The organism is Pseudomonas sp. NFACC02, from assembly GCF_900110765.1.
In the GTDB taxonomy this organism is placed as follows: domain Bacteria; phylum Pseudomonadota; class Gammaproteobacteria; order Pseudomonadales; family Pseudomonadaceae; genus Aquipseudomonas.
In genome coordinates this window covers 42,723-56,492 of the sequence record NZ_FOEO01000017.1, presented here as the reverse complement: position 1 = coordinate 56,492, position 13,770 = coordinate 42,723, and the positions used below count along the sequence as shown (strand labels likewise).

Annotated in this window: 11 protein-coding genes; 4 read left to right on the top strand and 7 right to left on the bottom strand. The window is 61.5% G+C overall.

The window, feature by feature from the left end:
- Positions 1 to 16: 16 nt before the first annotated feature.
- Positions 17 to 499, top strand: a complete 483-nt coding sequence (locus BMY73_RS15580) for a multidrug/biocide efflux PACE transporter (RefSeq protein WP_371914980.1) — start codon at positions 17 to 19, stop codon at positions 497 to 499.
- 418 nt (positions 500 to 917) lie between these two features.
- Here BMY73_RS15580 and BMY73_RS15575 read toward each other — a convergent pair whose 3' ends face one another.
- Positions 918 to 1,793, bottom strand: a complete 876-nt coding sequence (locus BMY73_RS15575; RefSeq protein WP_062385691.1) for an alpha/beta fold hydrolase — start codon at positions 1,791 to 1,793, stop codon at positions 918 to 920.
- Between the two features lie 259 nt (positions 1,794 to 2,052).
- On the opposite strand from BMY73_RS15575, the gene BMY73_RS15570 reads away from it, so the two are divergent.
- The gene (locus BMY73_RS15570; protein ID WP_062385692.1) at positions 2,053 to 2,490 is read left to right on the top strand and encodes a carboxymuconolactone decarboxylase family protein; all 438 of its coding nucleotides are present in this window, start codon (positions 2,053 to 2,055) and stop codon (positions 2,488 to 2,490) included.
- Positions 2,491 to 2,492: 2 nt separating this feature from the next.
- Here the strand turns inward: BMY73_RS15570 and BMY73_RS15565 are convergent, their stop codons facing one another.
- The gene (locus BMY73_RS15565; RefSeq protein WP_062385694.1) at positions 2,493 to 3,644 is read right to left on the bottom strand and encodes an MFS transporter; all 1,152 of its coding nucleotides are present in this window, start codon (positions 3,642 to 3,644) and stop codon (positions 2,493 to 2,495) included.
- A 405-nt stretch (positions 3,645 to 4,049) separates the two neighbouring features.
- Between BMY73_RS15565 and rarD the strand changes: the two genes are divergently transcribed.
- Positions 4,050 to 4,934: an EamA family transporter RarD gene (gene rarD / locus BMY73_RS15560; protein WP_062385696.1), complete on the top strand. Its 885-nt coding sequence runs from the start codon at positions 4,050 to 4,052 to the stop codon at positions 4,932 to 4,934.
- A 75-nt stretch (positions 4,935 to 5,009) separates the two neighbouring features.
- On the opposite strand, the gene zapE is transcribed toward rarD, so the two are convergent.
- The 3 genes from zapE to BMY73_RS15545 all read right to left on the bottom strand — a co-directional run bounded on the left by zapE (position 5,010) and on the right by BMY73_RS15545 (position 10,040).
- Positions 5,010 to 6,131, bottom strand: a complete 1,122-nt coding sequence (gene zapE / locus BMY73_RS15555; RefSeq protein WP_092408186.1) for a cell division protein ZapE — start codon at positions 6,129 to 6,131, stop codon at positions 5,010 to 5,012.
- A 9-nt stretch (positions 6,132 to 6,140) separates the two neighbouring features.
- Positions 6,141 to 7,349 carry an MFS transporter gene (locus BMY73_RS15550; protein WP_092408184.1) on the bottom strand — a complete coding sequence of 403 codons (1,209 nt, stop codon included), beginning with the start codon at positions 7,347 to 7,349 and terminating at the stop codon, positions 6,141 to 6,143.
- 108 nt (positions 7,350 to 7,457) lie between these two features.
- On the bottom strand, positions 7,458 to 10,040 hold the full coding sequence (locus tag BMY73_RS15545; protein WP_092408182.1) for a bifunctional diguanylate cyclase/phosphodiesterase: 2,583 nt from the start codon (positions 10,038 to 10,040) through the stop codon (positions 7,458 to 7,460).
- 267 nt (positions 10,041 to 10,307) lie between these two features.
- Between BMY73_RS15545 and BMY73_RS15540 the strand changes: the two genes are divergently transcribed.
- Positions 10,308 to 11,750, top strand: coding sequence for a SulP family inorganic anion transporter (locus BMY73_RS15540; protein ID WP_092408180.1), 1,443 nt, complete (start codon positions 10,308 to 10,310; stop codon positions 11,748 to 11,750).
- A 180-nt stretch (positions 11,751 to 11,930) separates the two neighbouring features.
- Here BMY73_RS15540 and BMY73_RS15535 read toward each other — a convergent pair whose 3' ends face one another.
- Positions 11,931 to 13,472: an ArnT family glycosyltransferase gene (locus BMY73_RS15535; protein WP_092408178.1), complete on the bottom strand. Its 1,542-nt coding sequence runs from the start codon at positions 13,470 to 13,472 to the stop codon at positions 11,931 to 11,933.
- Positions 13,473 to 13,476: 4 nt separating this feature from the next.
- Positions 13,477 to 13,770, bottom strand: a complete 294-nt coding sequence (locus BMY73_RS15530; protein WP_062385706.1) for a lipid-A-disaccharide synthase N-terminal domain-containing protein — start codon at positions 13,768 to 13,770, stop codon at positions 13,477 to 13,479.

The following is a 13,770-nucleotide window of genomic DNA, read 5'->3' as shown; positions in this document are numbered from 1 at the left end:
CATGCCTGTTAACGCCTTGTCCAGGGAGAAGGCCGCGAAGTCGGCTGTCCCTGCTAAATCCGTCAAAGAGCGCGCGCTGCACGCGGTGGTGTTCGAACTCATCGGTGTCTTGCTGTTTGCCCCGGGACTGGCCTGGGTCCTCGGCCAGTCCCTCGGCAAAATGGGCGCGATGACCGTGATGATTTCCACCGTGGCGATGCTCTGGAACATGGTCTTCAATGCCGGCTTCGACCGACTGCGGGCGCGGCTCGGCTTTGCCATGACCTTGAAGGCCCGCGCGCTGCACGCCATCTCGTTCGAAACGGGTTTGATCGTCGCGGTCGTGCCGCTGGCGGCGTGGTGGCTGTCGATCAGCCTGTGGGAAGCGTTCCTGCTGGATATCGGACTGCTGCTGTTATTCCTGCCTTATACGATGCTGTTCAACATGGCGTGGGACAAGGTGCGCGAGCGGGTTGTTGCGCGAAGCCAGCGAGTCAACACCCGCGCCACATCCCGCTGACCGGCTTTTGATTCTGGCCAGATGCCGTGGTGAGCCGGCTTGCTGGCGAATGCGGTGGATCAGCAACATCACCAGTGACTGACCCACCGCCTTCGTCCGAATTGCGGCCCATACCCTCGTAACCTCGGACGTCTCCCACAGGACCTGGGTTGACGCACAAACCGGTGCCCAGACTTCAAACCTGTTGATGCACAAACCTGTGTCCAGATCGCAGAACCTGTGGGAGCCGGCTTGCTGGCGAATGCGGTGGGTCAGCAACATCACCAGTGACTGACCCACCGCCTTCGTCCGAATTGCGGCCCATACCCTCGTAACCTCGGACGTCTCCCACAGGATCCGGGGTGACGCACAAACCAATGCCCAGACCTGAAACCTTTGGGAGCCGGCTTGCCACCAGAAACAGATCACGCCCCAGGTCTCACCTCAAGAACGGCAACACCTCTGCCAATAACTCTTCCGGAATCTCCTCGGCCAGGTAATGCCCGCCCGGCAGCGGCTTGCCGCGTACGTCGGTGGCGACTTTCTGCCACTCCTTGAGCGGCTCGAAGCATTTGCCCACCGTCCCCTCGCCACCCCACAAAACCAGCAACGGCAACGTCAGATGATGACCCGCCTCAATGTCCGCCCGATCATGTTCCAGGTCGATGCTGGCACTGGCGCGATAGTCTTCGCAGACGCCACGCGCTGCACCCGGCAGGCTCGCGCACCGCAGGTATTCAGCGAAGGCTTCATCAGTAAATGGCGTCAGCCCTGCGCTGCGGGTGCCCATGACACTGCGCAGGTAGTGTTCCGGATTGGCCTCCAGCAACATTTCCGGTAACGGGGCCGGACGGATCAGGAAGAACCAGTGCCAATAGGCACGGGCGAACGCCTCATTGGTCTGGCTGTACATCGCCAGCGTCGGCGCGATGTCGAGCAGGGCCATGCGCGTGACCGTCGTCGGGTGATCCAGCGCCAGCCGGTGCGCGACACGCGCGCCACGGTCATGGGCCAGGATCGAGAACGTCGGCAGGCCCAGTTCGCGCATCAACTCGACCATGTCGCGGCCCATCTCGCGCTTGGAATAACTGGAATGGTCTGGTGTGGCAGGCGGCTTGCTGCTGTCGCCGTAACCACGCAGATCCGCGGCCACCACCGTGAAATGCTGGCTCAGGCGCTCGGCGATCTTGTGCCAGATCACGTGTGTCTGCGGGTGGCCGTGCAGCAGCAACAGGCCTGGGCCGGTACCGCCGATGCGATAGCTGATCTGTACACCGTTGACCAGACGCTGGTCTTTCTGGAATCCGGCAAACATGAATGACTCCTTGTGATGGTTGGCGCCCATGCTAGATCGCTGAGCCTGAGCGGCAAGGCGCAAAGCGTGGCCGCGCGGTTCATGAAGCGTGTTCACAGATCACGACGCAGGTGCGAGATGCGATAGCTCCCTCCTGCAGAACCCCAGGCAATTGGACTCCAAAAATCCTGATCCATTGGCTATTCGGCCATCGTGGGCTCACGCGTAATGTAGTGCCACATCCAACGAATTTCCCACTGACTTCATCGGAGCCACACACATGAACACGAGAATCGCCTGGGCACAGAAATCGCCAGAAGCCTACAAGGCCATGATCGGGCTAGAGGCCGCTCTGGCCAAATCCGGCCTGGACCACGCGCTGCTGGAACTGATCCGCCTGCGCGCTTCGCAGATCAATGGCTGCGCCTATTGCGTCAACATGCACGCCAACGACGCCCGCAAGGCTGGCGAAACCGAAGCCCGCCTGCAGACTCTGAGCGTGTGGGCAGACACCCCGTTCTTTACCGACAAAGAGAAGGTTGTGCTGGCCTGGGTCGAAAGCCTCACGCAACTGTCGATCCATCACGCGCCGCAGCATCAATACGAAGCGCTGCTGGAGCATTACAGCGAAACGGACGTCGCCAACATCACCCTGGCGATCGCCACCATCAATGCCTGGAACCGCTTCGGTGTGGGCTTTGCGATGGTTCCGGCCTGACGCTACACCTTCAGATAGCGACCACTGACCGCGACACCCAGCAGCATCACGGCGATGATCAGAAACGCCGCACCGAGGCTGCTGAGGTGGGCGACGAATCCGATACCGGCCGGCCCCATCAGGATACCGATGTAACCGAGCGTGGTGATGGCCGGGACGGCGACGTTTTCGGGCATGGTTTTCTGGCGACCCACCGCGCTGTAGAACACCGGCACGATGTTGGAGCAACCCAGCCCCACGAGCGCATAACCGCATAAGGCCGCTTGCCAGTACGGAACCAGCGTCGCGACCGTCATGCCGACCGCTGCGCACAGCCCGCCGAACAGAATGATCTTGTGCACACCCAGTCGACGCACGATCGGGTCGCCACACAAGCGCCCGATGGCCATCGCCAAGGCAAACACCGCGTAACCAAAACCGGCGTAGGACGGCTCGACGCCGCGCTGCGCACTGAGGAACACCGCGCTCCAGTCCAGCATTGCGCCTTCGGTGAGAAACACGGTAAAGCACATCAGACCAATGAACAGCACCACCCCGTGGGGCACCGCAAATGCAGGGCCGCCGGGCTCACTGCCATAGCTCAACATGTTTGGGCGCGCCTTGTACAAGGCAACGCCGATGAACACCGACACCAACGAAACGGTCAACCAAGGCCACACGCCAATGCTCAGCAGAGCGGAAACGCCCGCCGCGCCCAGGATGCCGCCACAGCTGAACAACCCATGAAAGCCCGACATCATGGTCTTGCCGCTGGCGCGCTCGACGATAATCGCCTGAATGTTGGTGACGCAGCCCAGTGCCCCCATGCTCGCGCCGTAAATGAAGAGCACGGCCACCATCAACGGCACGTTGGAGAGCGTCGCCAGCAGCGGCAAGCACAGGCAGGCGATGCTGCCCACTACGGTGATGATGCGACGGCAGCCGTAGCGCGCCGTCATGGCCCCTGCCAGCGGCATCGCAATGATCGAGCCGATGCCCAGACACAGCAGCAACAAGCCAAGACTGGCATCGTCCAGCCCTAGCCGACTTTTGGCATACGGCACCAGCGGCGCCCACGCGGAAATGCTGAAACCGGTGATGAAGTACGTGACGCGGGTGGAAAACTGTTCGAGCCGCCCGGGCACGGTCGGTGCTGCGGTGCCAATGGAGGTCATTGCTGCTCCTTTGCTTGTCGGTAGAAAACGCCGCCCGTCATGGACTGACAAGCAGCGAGCCTAACAAAGGTTGGCGCAATGCCGAAGACAGTAGCCTTAACTGTCTTTCGGAATCAACGATCAACGCACGTTCCCGGCGCACTGCACAATACTGTGGGAGTGAGCTTGCTCGTGAAGACGCAGGCAGACCCGGTACATCGCTGCCGGTCATCCCTCAACCGGCACGGTTTCTTTCTCTGCCAAACGTGCATCGTTTACTGCCAACTGATCTGGCGTTTACCAGATTCCGTGCCGACGAGGTCGGCACCTTCAGCTAGACTGAGCGCCGTTTCCCGCGATCAGACCGCCAGAGCCTGACGCCATACGTGCCTTTAAAATCCCCAGCATCGAAACCAAGGAGACCCTGTGTACAAGGGCGTTGCGTTATCGGTCATGGCCTCCTGCCTCTTCGCGGTCATGTACTACTACACCTCACTGCTCACACCGTTGAGTGGTGAAGAGATATTCGGTTGGCGCATGCTGCTGACCCTGCCCTGCGCCACGGTCTTCATGCTGTCCAGTGGCGACTGGCCGCTGGCCCGCGCGCTGGCCGGGCGCATTCGTCAAACCCCGGCACTGCTCGGCGCCATGGCGTTGTCGGCATTTCTCATGGGACTGCAACTGTGGCTGTTTATGTGGGCACCCTTGCACGGACGCAGTCTGGAGGTGTCGCTGGGCTATTTTCTGCTGCCGTTGACAATGACCCTCACCGGGCGCCTGGTCTATGGCGAACAGCTTTCGCATTTGCAGAAGATCGCCGCCTGCTGCGCCTTGGTCGGCGTGGGCAATGAGCTGCTGCGTCTGGGCAGTTTTTCCTGGGAAACCCTGGTGGTGTGCCTGGGCTATCCGGTGTATTTCGTCCTGCGTCGCAAGCTCAAGACCGATCACCTCGGCGGGCTGTGGTGGGACATGTTGCTGATCCTGCCGGTGGCGGTGACCTTCATCTGCAAGGGCAACCCGGCAATCGTCGAACAGTACCCGCGCTTCTACCTGTTGATTCCGCTACTGGGTGCGATCAGTGCCTCGGCCCTCGTCTCCTACATCCTCGCCAGTCGCCTGCTCGCATTCAGCGTGTTCGGCCTGTTGAGTTATGTCGAACCGGTGCTGCTGGTCGGCGTCGCCCTGCTGCTGGGTGAGTCCATCGGGCGAGATGAATGGATGACCTACCTGCCGATCTGGCTCGCAGTCATGGTGCTGATGGGTGAAGGCGGCAAGCACGTGTTGGCGCAACGACGCAGAAACCGTGTTTAGCGGCGTCCCCCGCAGGAGCGCCTGGGCTGCGCCCGGAATCAAGGGCGCAGACTCAAACGTCTGACCGAAAACCGATCAATGCCCGAACCGCGCCAGCTGCATTTCCTGCAAGCGGCTCAGCGTCCGGCGAAAGGCAAAGGACAGATAACCCTCGGTGTAAAGCTCCTGCATCGGCAGGGCCGCTTCGACATACAGCGGCACCTTGCGGTCGTAACATTCGTCCACCAAGGCAATGAACCGCCGCACGCCGTCATCATAAGGTGACAACTGCGGCAGTTCACGATCGCCCGCGGCCACCTGCTCCACGGCGTCCTCCGTTCCCCGTGCGATGCGCCCTTCACGCTGCGGCGCGCTCAACGCAGGCACCTCGCTCAGCAACACCGCCTGGTAGCGATCGCACAGTTCGATGAAGTCCATCGCCGCAAAGGGCTGCTCGCACAGATCGGCATACCGACACCAGACCACCGTCCTGCTGGCACGTACGACCGGCAGATGACGACGCCCCACCGGTACAGGCTGAGTCGACACCGATTCACCGCCGCTCAGCGTTTCGAAGACCTCGACCAAGGCGCTGGCACCCTGCGCGTTCGTCACCCAATAACGCTGCTGCATTTGCCCCGGGTGTAAGCGATGGTCTTCACCGCCGTCCACCGAGACGACGGTCATGTAGTGATTGATCGCTGTGATGGCGGGCACGAAGCGATCGCGGTTGTGCCCCGTCGCATACAGCTGTTCGGGCCGTTGATTCGACGTGCAGACCAGCACCACGCCTTCCTCGAACATGGCTCGCAGCAAACCGCCCAGAATGACTGCATCGCCGATGTCATTCACGAACAGCTCGTCGAAGCACAGCACGCGTACGTCCTGCGCGAGTTCACGGGCGAGCACCTCCAGCGGCCTGGCGACGCCGCTCAACTGAAACAGCCGCTGATGCACCCAGCGCATGAAGTGATGAAAATGCTGGCGACGTGCGGGAATCTGCAGGCTTTCGTAGAAACGGTCCATGAGCCAGGTCTTGCCACGCCCGACCGGGCCCCACAGGTACACGCCCTTCGGCGACCCGTGAGCCGTGCGATCACGCAGGGCCTGCCAGCACTCCTGAAGCCTTTGCGCCGCCTGACGCTGAGCCTCGTCCGGCTGGAAACCTTGTGCATCGACCGCCTGTTGCCAGGCATCCAGAGGAGACAGAACACTCATCGCAAGACTTCACCGCGGGCTGGAGGATTGATCGTGACGTCTGGAATAGGACGCTCCCAGCAGATAGAAACAGCCGCCGGCCACGATAAAGGCCGCCAGCATATAGAACATGAAGTGCGCTGACTGCGTCGCCAGCGCAAAACCGCACAACACCGGACCCAGTGCACCGCCGAGGTTGGACAGGTTCTGCGCGCCGTAATACATGCCACGCAGGTGCGTCGGCGCGATGCGGTCGATGAACATGTACTCGGCCGGGAAGACGATGATTTCGCCAAGGGTGAAAATCGCCACTGCCAGCGACCAGTGCAGCGCCGTGCTCGACAAGGCAAAGCCGACCACGCCCATCAGGAACAGACTGAAACCTGCTGTCAGCCACTGATTCAGGTACTGATGACTGATGTGTTTGCCGACAAGATACTGCAGGCAGATCACCACCGTGGCGTTGACCGCCACCACCGAACTGATGACCTGATACGTGAACTCCGGGGTGCTGGTGGTCACCAGGTATTGCGAGATATACGCCGTGAACTGGCCGAACACCACCGCGCTCAGCACACCGCCCACGGTAAAGCAGACCAACCGATAATCCTTGAGCAGAATCCGCCCGACCGCCAGGAATGATACCGGCGCGTTTGCAGGGTCCGCCGAGCTGAGTTTGCGGTCGCCGAAAATCGAGTAGACCACGAAGAACCCCAGACCCAGCAGCGCCGACATCATAAACGGCAGCTTCATGTTCCAGTGTGCCAACCCCGCGCCAATGAAGGGCCCCACCGCATAACCGATGTTGATCAGCGTGTAGCGAACCGAAAACACCTTGCTTTGCTCGGCCACGGGCAGCAGCTTGCCAAACGCCGCCTTGACCACGATGTCGATCACTGAATAGGCGAAGTTGAAGGACACCAGAAACAGAAAAAACAGCCACAGCTTACTGGTCATGCACATGCCGACGAAGCCGGTGATGAAGAACCCGGTGAAGCTCAGGATCAGTTTGTAGCTGGACAGCTTGTCGGTGAGATAACCGCCGTAGAGGCTCAACAATGAGCCGACGATCAGCGCACTGCCGACGATCATGCCGATGTCGCTGATGCTCAATACAAAGCTGGATGACAGGTAAATCACCAGATACGGCAAGGTGATCGCCCTGCCCAGCGTGAGAAACAGTGACGAGGACAGCAGCAGATTGACTGACGCAGGGTAATGTCTGAGGGCAGCGAGCATCCGTGTTCTGTCCTTAAAGGCGTGCGGATCGGGTGGGCAACGAACATTCAAGCCAGGCATCGTTACACAAACTTGCCTGACTGGACACCGGGAAAATTTGCCCGCCCGTCAGCAGTCGCTTTCGACCGGACTGGTCAGCCCCAGCAGCGATTTGAAGTCGCTCGTGTTCAATGGCTTGCTCAGGTAATAACCCTGTCCCTCGTCACACGCCACGGCCTTGAGTAGCGCGAGGTGCTCGGCCGTTTCGATGCCCTCGGCGGTCACCGTCAGCGAGAGCGCTCGCCCCAAGCCGATGATGGCTTTGACGATCGACTGGTCGTCTTCGCTTTCACTCAGGCGGGTGAGAAAGCTGCGGTCTATCTTCAACCCGTCGAACGGGAAGGTGCGCAGATAGCTCAATGACGAATACCCCGTGCCGAAGTCATCCATCGCAATCCTGACGCCGAGACGCTTGAGCGATCGCATGACTTCCAGCGCGCCCGCGGCATCCTCCAGCATCACCCCTTCGGTGATCTCCAGCTCGACGCGCGACGGGTCCAGGCCGCTCGCCTCCAGAAGCTTCTGAACCCGGAGCGCAACCTGGCCGCGCTTGAACTCTGCAGGCGACAGGTTGATCGACACGAACAGAGGAGACGGCCAGGTGGTGGCCTGGCTGCATGCGGTAGCAATGACCCAATCGCTCAGCGGAATGATCAGCCCCGTCTCCTCCGCAATCGGGATGAAGGTGTCGGGAGCGATCAGTCCACGGACAGGGTGCTGCCAACGAACCAATGCCTCGGCACCTACCATTTGCCCATCGGCGATGCGGTACCGTGGCTGAAAATGCAACCTTAACTCGCCATGCTTGATGGCAAAGCGCAAATCACTTTCCAGCCGACGCCGTTCGATGATCCGGGCGTTCATGTCGCCGGCGTAAAAACGCCAGGTGCTCCTGCCGCCGGCTTTGGCCTCATACAACGCGATGTCGGCATAGCGAAGCAGTTCGGCGGCTTCACGGGCGTCAGTGGGCGCCATTGCGATACCGATGCTGGCACTGACGAACACCTCATGATCACCAAGCTGCACGGGATGCTCGATGGACCCGATCAATCGCTGGCATAACGCCTCGATCTCTTGCGGCCCCTCGACATCGGTCAGGATCAGCACAAACTCGTCACCCCCCACGCGAGCTACCAGGTCGCCATGGCGGACACAATCGGAAAGCCGTCGGGACACTTCATTCAGCACTGTGTCACCTGCGGCGTGCCCCAGCAGATCGTTGACCGGCTTGAATCGGTCCAGGTCCAGACTGAGCATGACCAGCGGGCGCTGCACCGTCGGCGTCGCCTTGAGCTTCCCGTCCAGAAACTCCTGAAGCCTGACCCGGTTTGGCAGGCCGGTCAGGGCATCGTGCTGCGAAAGAAATTCGATGCGCCGTCGCGCCTCGACCTCTTCGGTGACATCCGTTGCCGTTCCGCGGAAGCCTCCACCTTTCATTTTCCGGGCGGACAGGCGCGTGATCCGCGCCTGCCCTCGCGAGTCCGCATAACGGCACTGGATACTGATCTCAGGCTTGCGATCCGGAATCGCCAGCCACTGCGAGACGGTCCCCATTTCAGTGCCCAGCAAATCATCCATGGAAGCGCCGGCCCAACCGTCGCGCGGCAGACCGGTGACGGCTTCGAATCGCTCCGACAAATAGGTGAACCGGCCCTGCTCATCGATTTCCCATACCCAGTCGGAGCTGGCTTCCACCACATCCCGAAACCGCGCCTCACTGGTGGCCAGCGCGATCTGGCTGCGCTGCAAGGATGCGTAACTGTCATCGAGCGATCTGGCGCTGGCGGTGGCTCGACGCAAAATGGCCCATCCCATCAGGCAGACCAGCAGTGCGGCCACGCAGACCCACGGCAACCCCAACATCAACAAACGCTTGCCTGGCTGGGGCGGGGTCCAGCCCAGGGCGCCCGCCTCGCCGTCCTGTCCAAGCGTCAGCATCGATGCTTGCCCCGGCTCGTTCCGCGTGACGACATGAAGCGCATCGACGCCGTAGTCCCTGCCCAGTGCTGCGACCTTCGCGTCCGTCAGCAACGTGACAAATATCAGCACCGATGGGGACCGGTCATCCGCTATGACGGTCGGGTCAGTGCCGGGCGTTATCGCGGCGGCGGCGACCAGCGCGGGGACGCCGTTGACCTTGATATAGGCGGTCGTCGGGGTTTCCTGCTCGGCCCCTTCTCGCGCACGGGCGAGGATCTCGCTCATCGATGACCCCAACCACTTCGCGGCGTCAACCGTCGTCAGGTTTCCCTCGGTGACAGCGTAAACCGTGGAATCGGCATCGTTGACGACAAACAGGCCCTCCACCCCGAAATCGCTGTAGAGCGTCGCGCCGATGTTTTGACGCACGAAGGCCCAGTCGGCGTCGACACGCAGGTGGAGGTGCTTGTAGCTGTCGCCCCAAAAGGCGTAGTCCTTGATGGTCGTACTCAGCGACTTTTCCAGCGAATGCATCGCCTTGTGGGTGTAGAACGCGCTTTCAGCTTCCTCGACTCGGTCAAGATCCCGGGCCAGATAAGCCAGCATGCAGGCTCCCAGCACAAACACACCGATCAACAACACAACGAATTTGAAGAGCGAGGCACGGGCCAGCGCCACACTGGACCGATGGCTTTTCGGATTTAAAGCGTCCGAAGGGGGAAGCGTTGGCATAGGAATTCGCAAGGGGTCACCACGGTCAGTCATGGAACGTGTATCGACTGCGGCGCCAAAAGAATGAGTGGCCATCGATCAGTTGCCATGACCACAGGCAAGGACCTGACGGCGACGTTGCGATCGGCCCAAGGCACGACGCGTCAGCCTCTCGACGAAAAAACGCGCACGGCTCCCCTGCTGGCCTACGCACGCAACATTCCGTAACATCACCCCTTTTTTCGCTGACGCGGCCGTCCCAGCGCCGCGCCGTCACACAGGTATTTCATGAAACCCGCCCGCCTACGCGCCGATGTCCTTGCCGGCCTGACCACATCCTTCGCCTTGGTGCCCGAGTGCATCGCGTTCGCCCTGGTCGCCCATCTCAACCCGCTGATGGGCCTGTATGGCGCGTTCATCATCTGCACACTGACCGCGCTGTTCGGTGGTCGGCCCGGCATGGTGTCGGGCGCTGCGGGGTCAATGGCGGTGGTGATCGTCGCGCTGGTGGTGCAGCACGGCGTGCAGTATCTGCTGGCGACGGTGGTGCTCGGCGGTCTGGTGATGATTGCGTTCGGCGTGTTGCGGTTGGGCAAACTGGTGCGCATGGTGCCGTACCCGGTGATGCTCGGCTTCGTCAACGGTCTGGCGATCGTGATTGCCATGGCCCAACTCGAACATTTCAAAAGCGGCGACACCTGGCTCAGCGGCGCGCCGCTGTACCTGATGCTCGGTCTGGTGGCGTTGACCATGGCCGTCGTTTACATCCTGCCGCGTCTGACCCGCTCGGTCCCGCCGGCGCTGGTCGCCATACTTGGGGTCGGGCTGCTGGTGTACCTATTCAACCTGCCGACCCGCACGCTCGGCGATATGGCGCACATCGCGGGCGGCCTGCCGGGGGTCGCGATGCCGGAGGTTCCCTGGAACCTGGACACCCTCTCCATCATCGCCCCGTATGCCGTCCTCATGGCAATGGTCGGTCTGCTGGAAACCTTGCTGACGCTTAACCTCACGGATGAAATAACCGAAAGCCGAGGCTATCCGGACCGCGAATGCGTGGCGTTGGGCGTCGCCAACATGGCCTCGGGTTTCTGCGGCGGCATGGGCGGTTGCGCCATGATCGGCCAGACCGTGATCAACCTCAGTTCCGGGGGACGTGGACGTCTGTCAGGCATCGTGGCCGGGGTGATGATTCTGATGTTCGTGCTGTTCCTGTCGCCGCTGATCGAACGTATCCCACTGGCGGCACTGGTCGGTGTGATGTTCGTGGTCGCTCAACAGACCTTCGCCTGGGCGTCGCTGCGGGTACTGCGCAAAGTGCCGTTGAACGACGTGCTGGCGATCATCGCCGTGACCCTCGTCACCGTGCTCACGGACCTGGCGACCGCTGTGCTGTTCGGCATTCTCATCGCAGCCCTCAACTTTGCCTGGCAACACGCTCGCGAGCTGTATGCCGACAGCCATGCCGAAGCCGACGGCAGCAAGCTTTATCACCTGCACGGCACCCTGTTCTTCGCCTCGACCACACTGTTCCTCGACCAGTTCGATCACCTCAATGACCCGGAGCACGTGACGCTGGACTGCCGACACGTGCGCTTCGTCGATTACTCGGCCATCGCCGCCTTGAAAACCTTGCGCGAGCGCTATCAGAAAGCCGGCAAACACCTGCGGGTCGTGCACCTGTCCGAGCGCTGCAAGAAACTGCTCAAGCGAGCCGGCGTGCAGCACTGACAGCCTGTCAGCGTTGTCCTCATGTCTTCGGAACGACGCGGCCCCAGTGGGAGACGTCCGAGGTTACGAGGGTATGGGCCGCCATTCGGACGAATGCGGTGTGTCAGTCACGGGTGACAGTGCTGACCCATCGCCTTCGCGAGCAAGCTCACGCCTACAGGGTTTGTGGTCGTTTACCGGTCAACGCGAAACGACACCACTCACCCGCTGCTGCGTCCACTCAAACACATACACCTTCTCCGGCGGCGGGGACTGGCAACTGCCGTTGTCTGCATCCGCCCCGACCAGGTACCACTCGGCCCGCGAGGTGTCGCCCACGCTGCGGGCCTTCGCCGGGTCGTAGCAGCGCGCCATATCGTTGGCGGGCACGAGGGCGTAGGCGTTCGGATGGCTGCGTAACCAGATGACCGAGTGCTCCAGCGGGGTTTTGTCCATGAAGCCAAAGTGCACGACAGGTTGCTGCGCAAACAACCAATGCCCTTCTCGCCAGCCCACCAGCACCATCTCTGCATGGCCGGTCAACCGCGCCACGTCCTGCATCATGGTTTCGTGCGGATTGACGCCTTCCTGCCGAGGCTCGACGAAACCGCGGACGAACCAGGCACACAACCACACCGCCGTCAGCGTCACGAACAGCGTTCGGCGCCAAGGCCTGCGGCTGAACCAGCGACGCAGCATCCAGGGGATCAAGGGCGCGACCGCCAGTACCAACGCAGGCACCGCCGGGAAAATGTAGATCTTGCGCTTGCCGGTGCTCAGGCTGAAGAACACCAGCACCAGCAGTACCCAGCCGAGCAGAACAAGTACTCGACCGTCGCGTTTGGACAACTGCTTGCGCCAGGCAGGCACCAGCCAAGGCAGCATGAAGATGATCGGTATCCAGTACTTGGGGATGACCTGGACGAAGAAATACCAGAACGGCTCGCGATGGTCCCACGCGTTGGCGTAACGGCCAGCGGTCTGCTTCAACAGGATTTCCCGAGCGTACGCCAGGCTGTCGGCATCGCCCTGGGACACGATCACCATCAACGGCAGCAGCCATATCGCAATCGCCGCCAACGCCACCACCAGCCCCAGCCACCAGGCCCTGGCCTTGCCCGGCATCGGCACCACCCCGTGCCAGCCTTTGCGAACTGCGTAGGCATACGGAATCAACATCAGGGCCGGCAAAAAACCCACGCCTTTGCTGATGACACCCAGGCCCATGGCCGCACAGGCGATGTAGAACCAGCCCCACGCCGGCCCCAGCAGCACATGCCGACACAGGCCGTAGATCCCCAGCATCATCCAGAGTGCGAGAAAGCCGTCGATCTGCCCGGTCTGCAAGATGCTGTAGGTCTGGTAGGTCGAAAGGAACAGCAGCGCCGATATCACCCCGACACGCCGTCCCCACAGACGCCGGCCCAGGTCATACAGACAGCCGGTGGACACCGCGCCCGCCAGCAACGCCGGCAGGTAGAGCGCGACTTTGGGCAGATGGGTCAACTGCACGCACAGCGCCACTGCCCACATGAACAGCGGCGGCTTGTCGGCGTAGATCTCACCCGCGCGGTGCGGTATGAACCAGGAGCCGTTCTGCAGCATTTCCAGGGCGACGCCCAGAAAGCGCTCTTCATCGACATTGAGCGGTTGCCGCCAGCCTAGACCGGCGCCCAACAGCACGATGGCCAACCCGACACACGCCCAACACTCCAGCCGCGAAGACGCCAATCGTATCCGCACGGCCTCAGCTTCCCTTGTTCGGTTCAGGAGACGCCTTCTCACCGTGTTTGGCGATCAATTGCAGATTGCGCAAGTAGACGATGAACCCGAAGGACTGCCCGACGATGAACACCGGGTCTTGACGGTAAATCGCGTACGCCAGCAGCAACGCACTGCCGAGGATGCTCAGGTACCAGAACCCGACCGGGATCATGCTGCGCTTCTTGTATTCGCTGTACAGCCATTGCAGGACAAAACGCCCGGTGAACGCCAACTGGCCGATGAATCCGACGGCCAGCCACAACGATTCTCTGCCCAT

What these genes read in the sequence shown, in the direction of transcription:
- BMY73_RS15575 (WP_062385691.1), bottom strand. Translation starts at nt 1,793, where the DNA reads ATGTTTGCCGGATTCCAGAAAGACCAGCGTCTGGTCAACGGTGTACAG.
- BMY73_RS15570 (WP_062385692.1), top strand. Translation starts at nt 2,053, where the DNA reads ATGAACACGAGAATCGCCTGGGCACAGAAATCGCCAGAAGCCTACAAG.
- BMY73_RS15565 (WP_062385694.1), bottom strand. Translation starts at nt 3,644, where the DNA reads ATGACCTCCATTGGCACCGCAGCACCGACCGTGCCCGGGCGGCTCGAA.
- zapE (WP_092408186.1), bottom strand. Translation starts at nt 6,131, where the DNA reads ATGAGTGTTCTGTCTCCTCTGGATGCCTGGCAACAGGCGGTCGATGCA.
- BMY73_RS15550 (WP_092408184.1), bottom strand. Translation starts at nt 7,349, where the DNA reads ATGCTCGCTGCCCTCAGACATTACCCTGCGTCAGTCAATCTGCTGCTG.
- BMY73_RS15545 (WP_092408182.1), bottom strand. Translation starts at nt 10,040, where the DNA reads ATGCCAACGCTTCCCCCTTCGGACGCTTTAAATCCGAAAAGCCATCGG.
- BMY73_RS15540 (WP_092408180.1), top strand. Translation starts at nt 10,308, where the DNA reads ATGAAACCCGCCCGCCTACGCGCCGATGTCCTTGCCGGCCTGACCACA.
- BMY73_RS15530 (WP_062385706.1), bottom strand. Translation starts at nt 13,770, where the DNA reads ATGGGCAGAGAATCGTTGTGGCTGGCCGTCGGATTCATCGGCCAGTTG.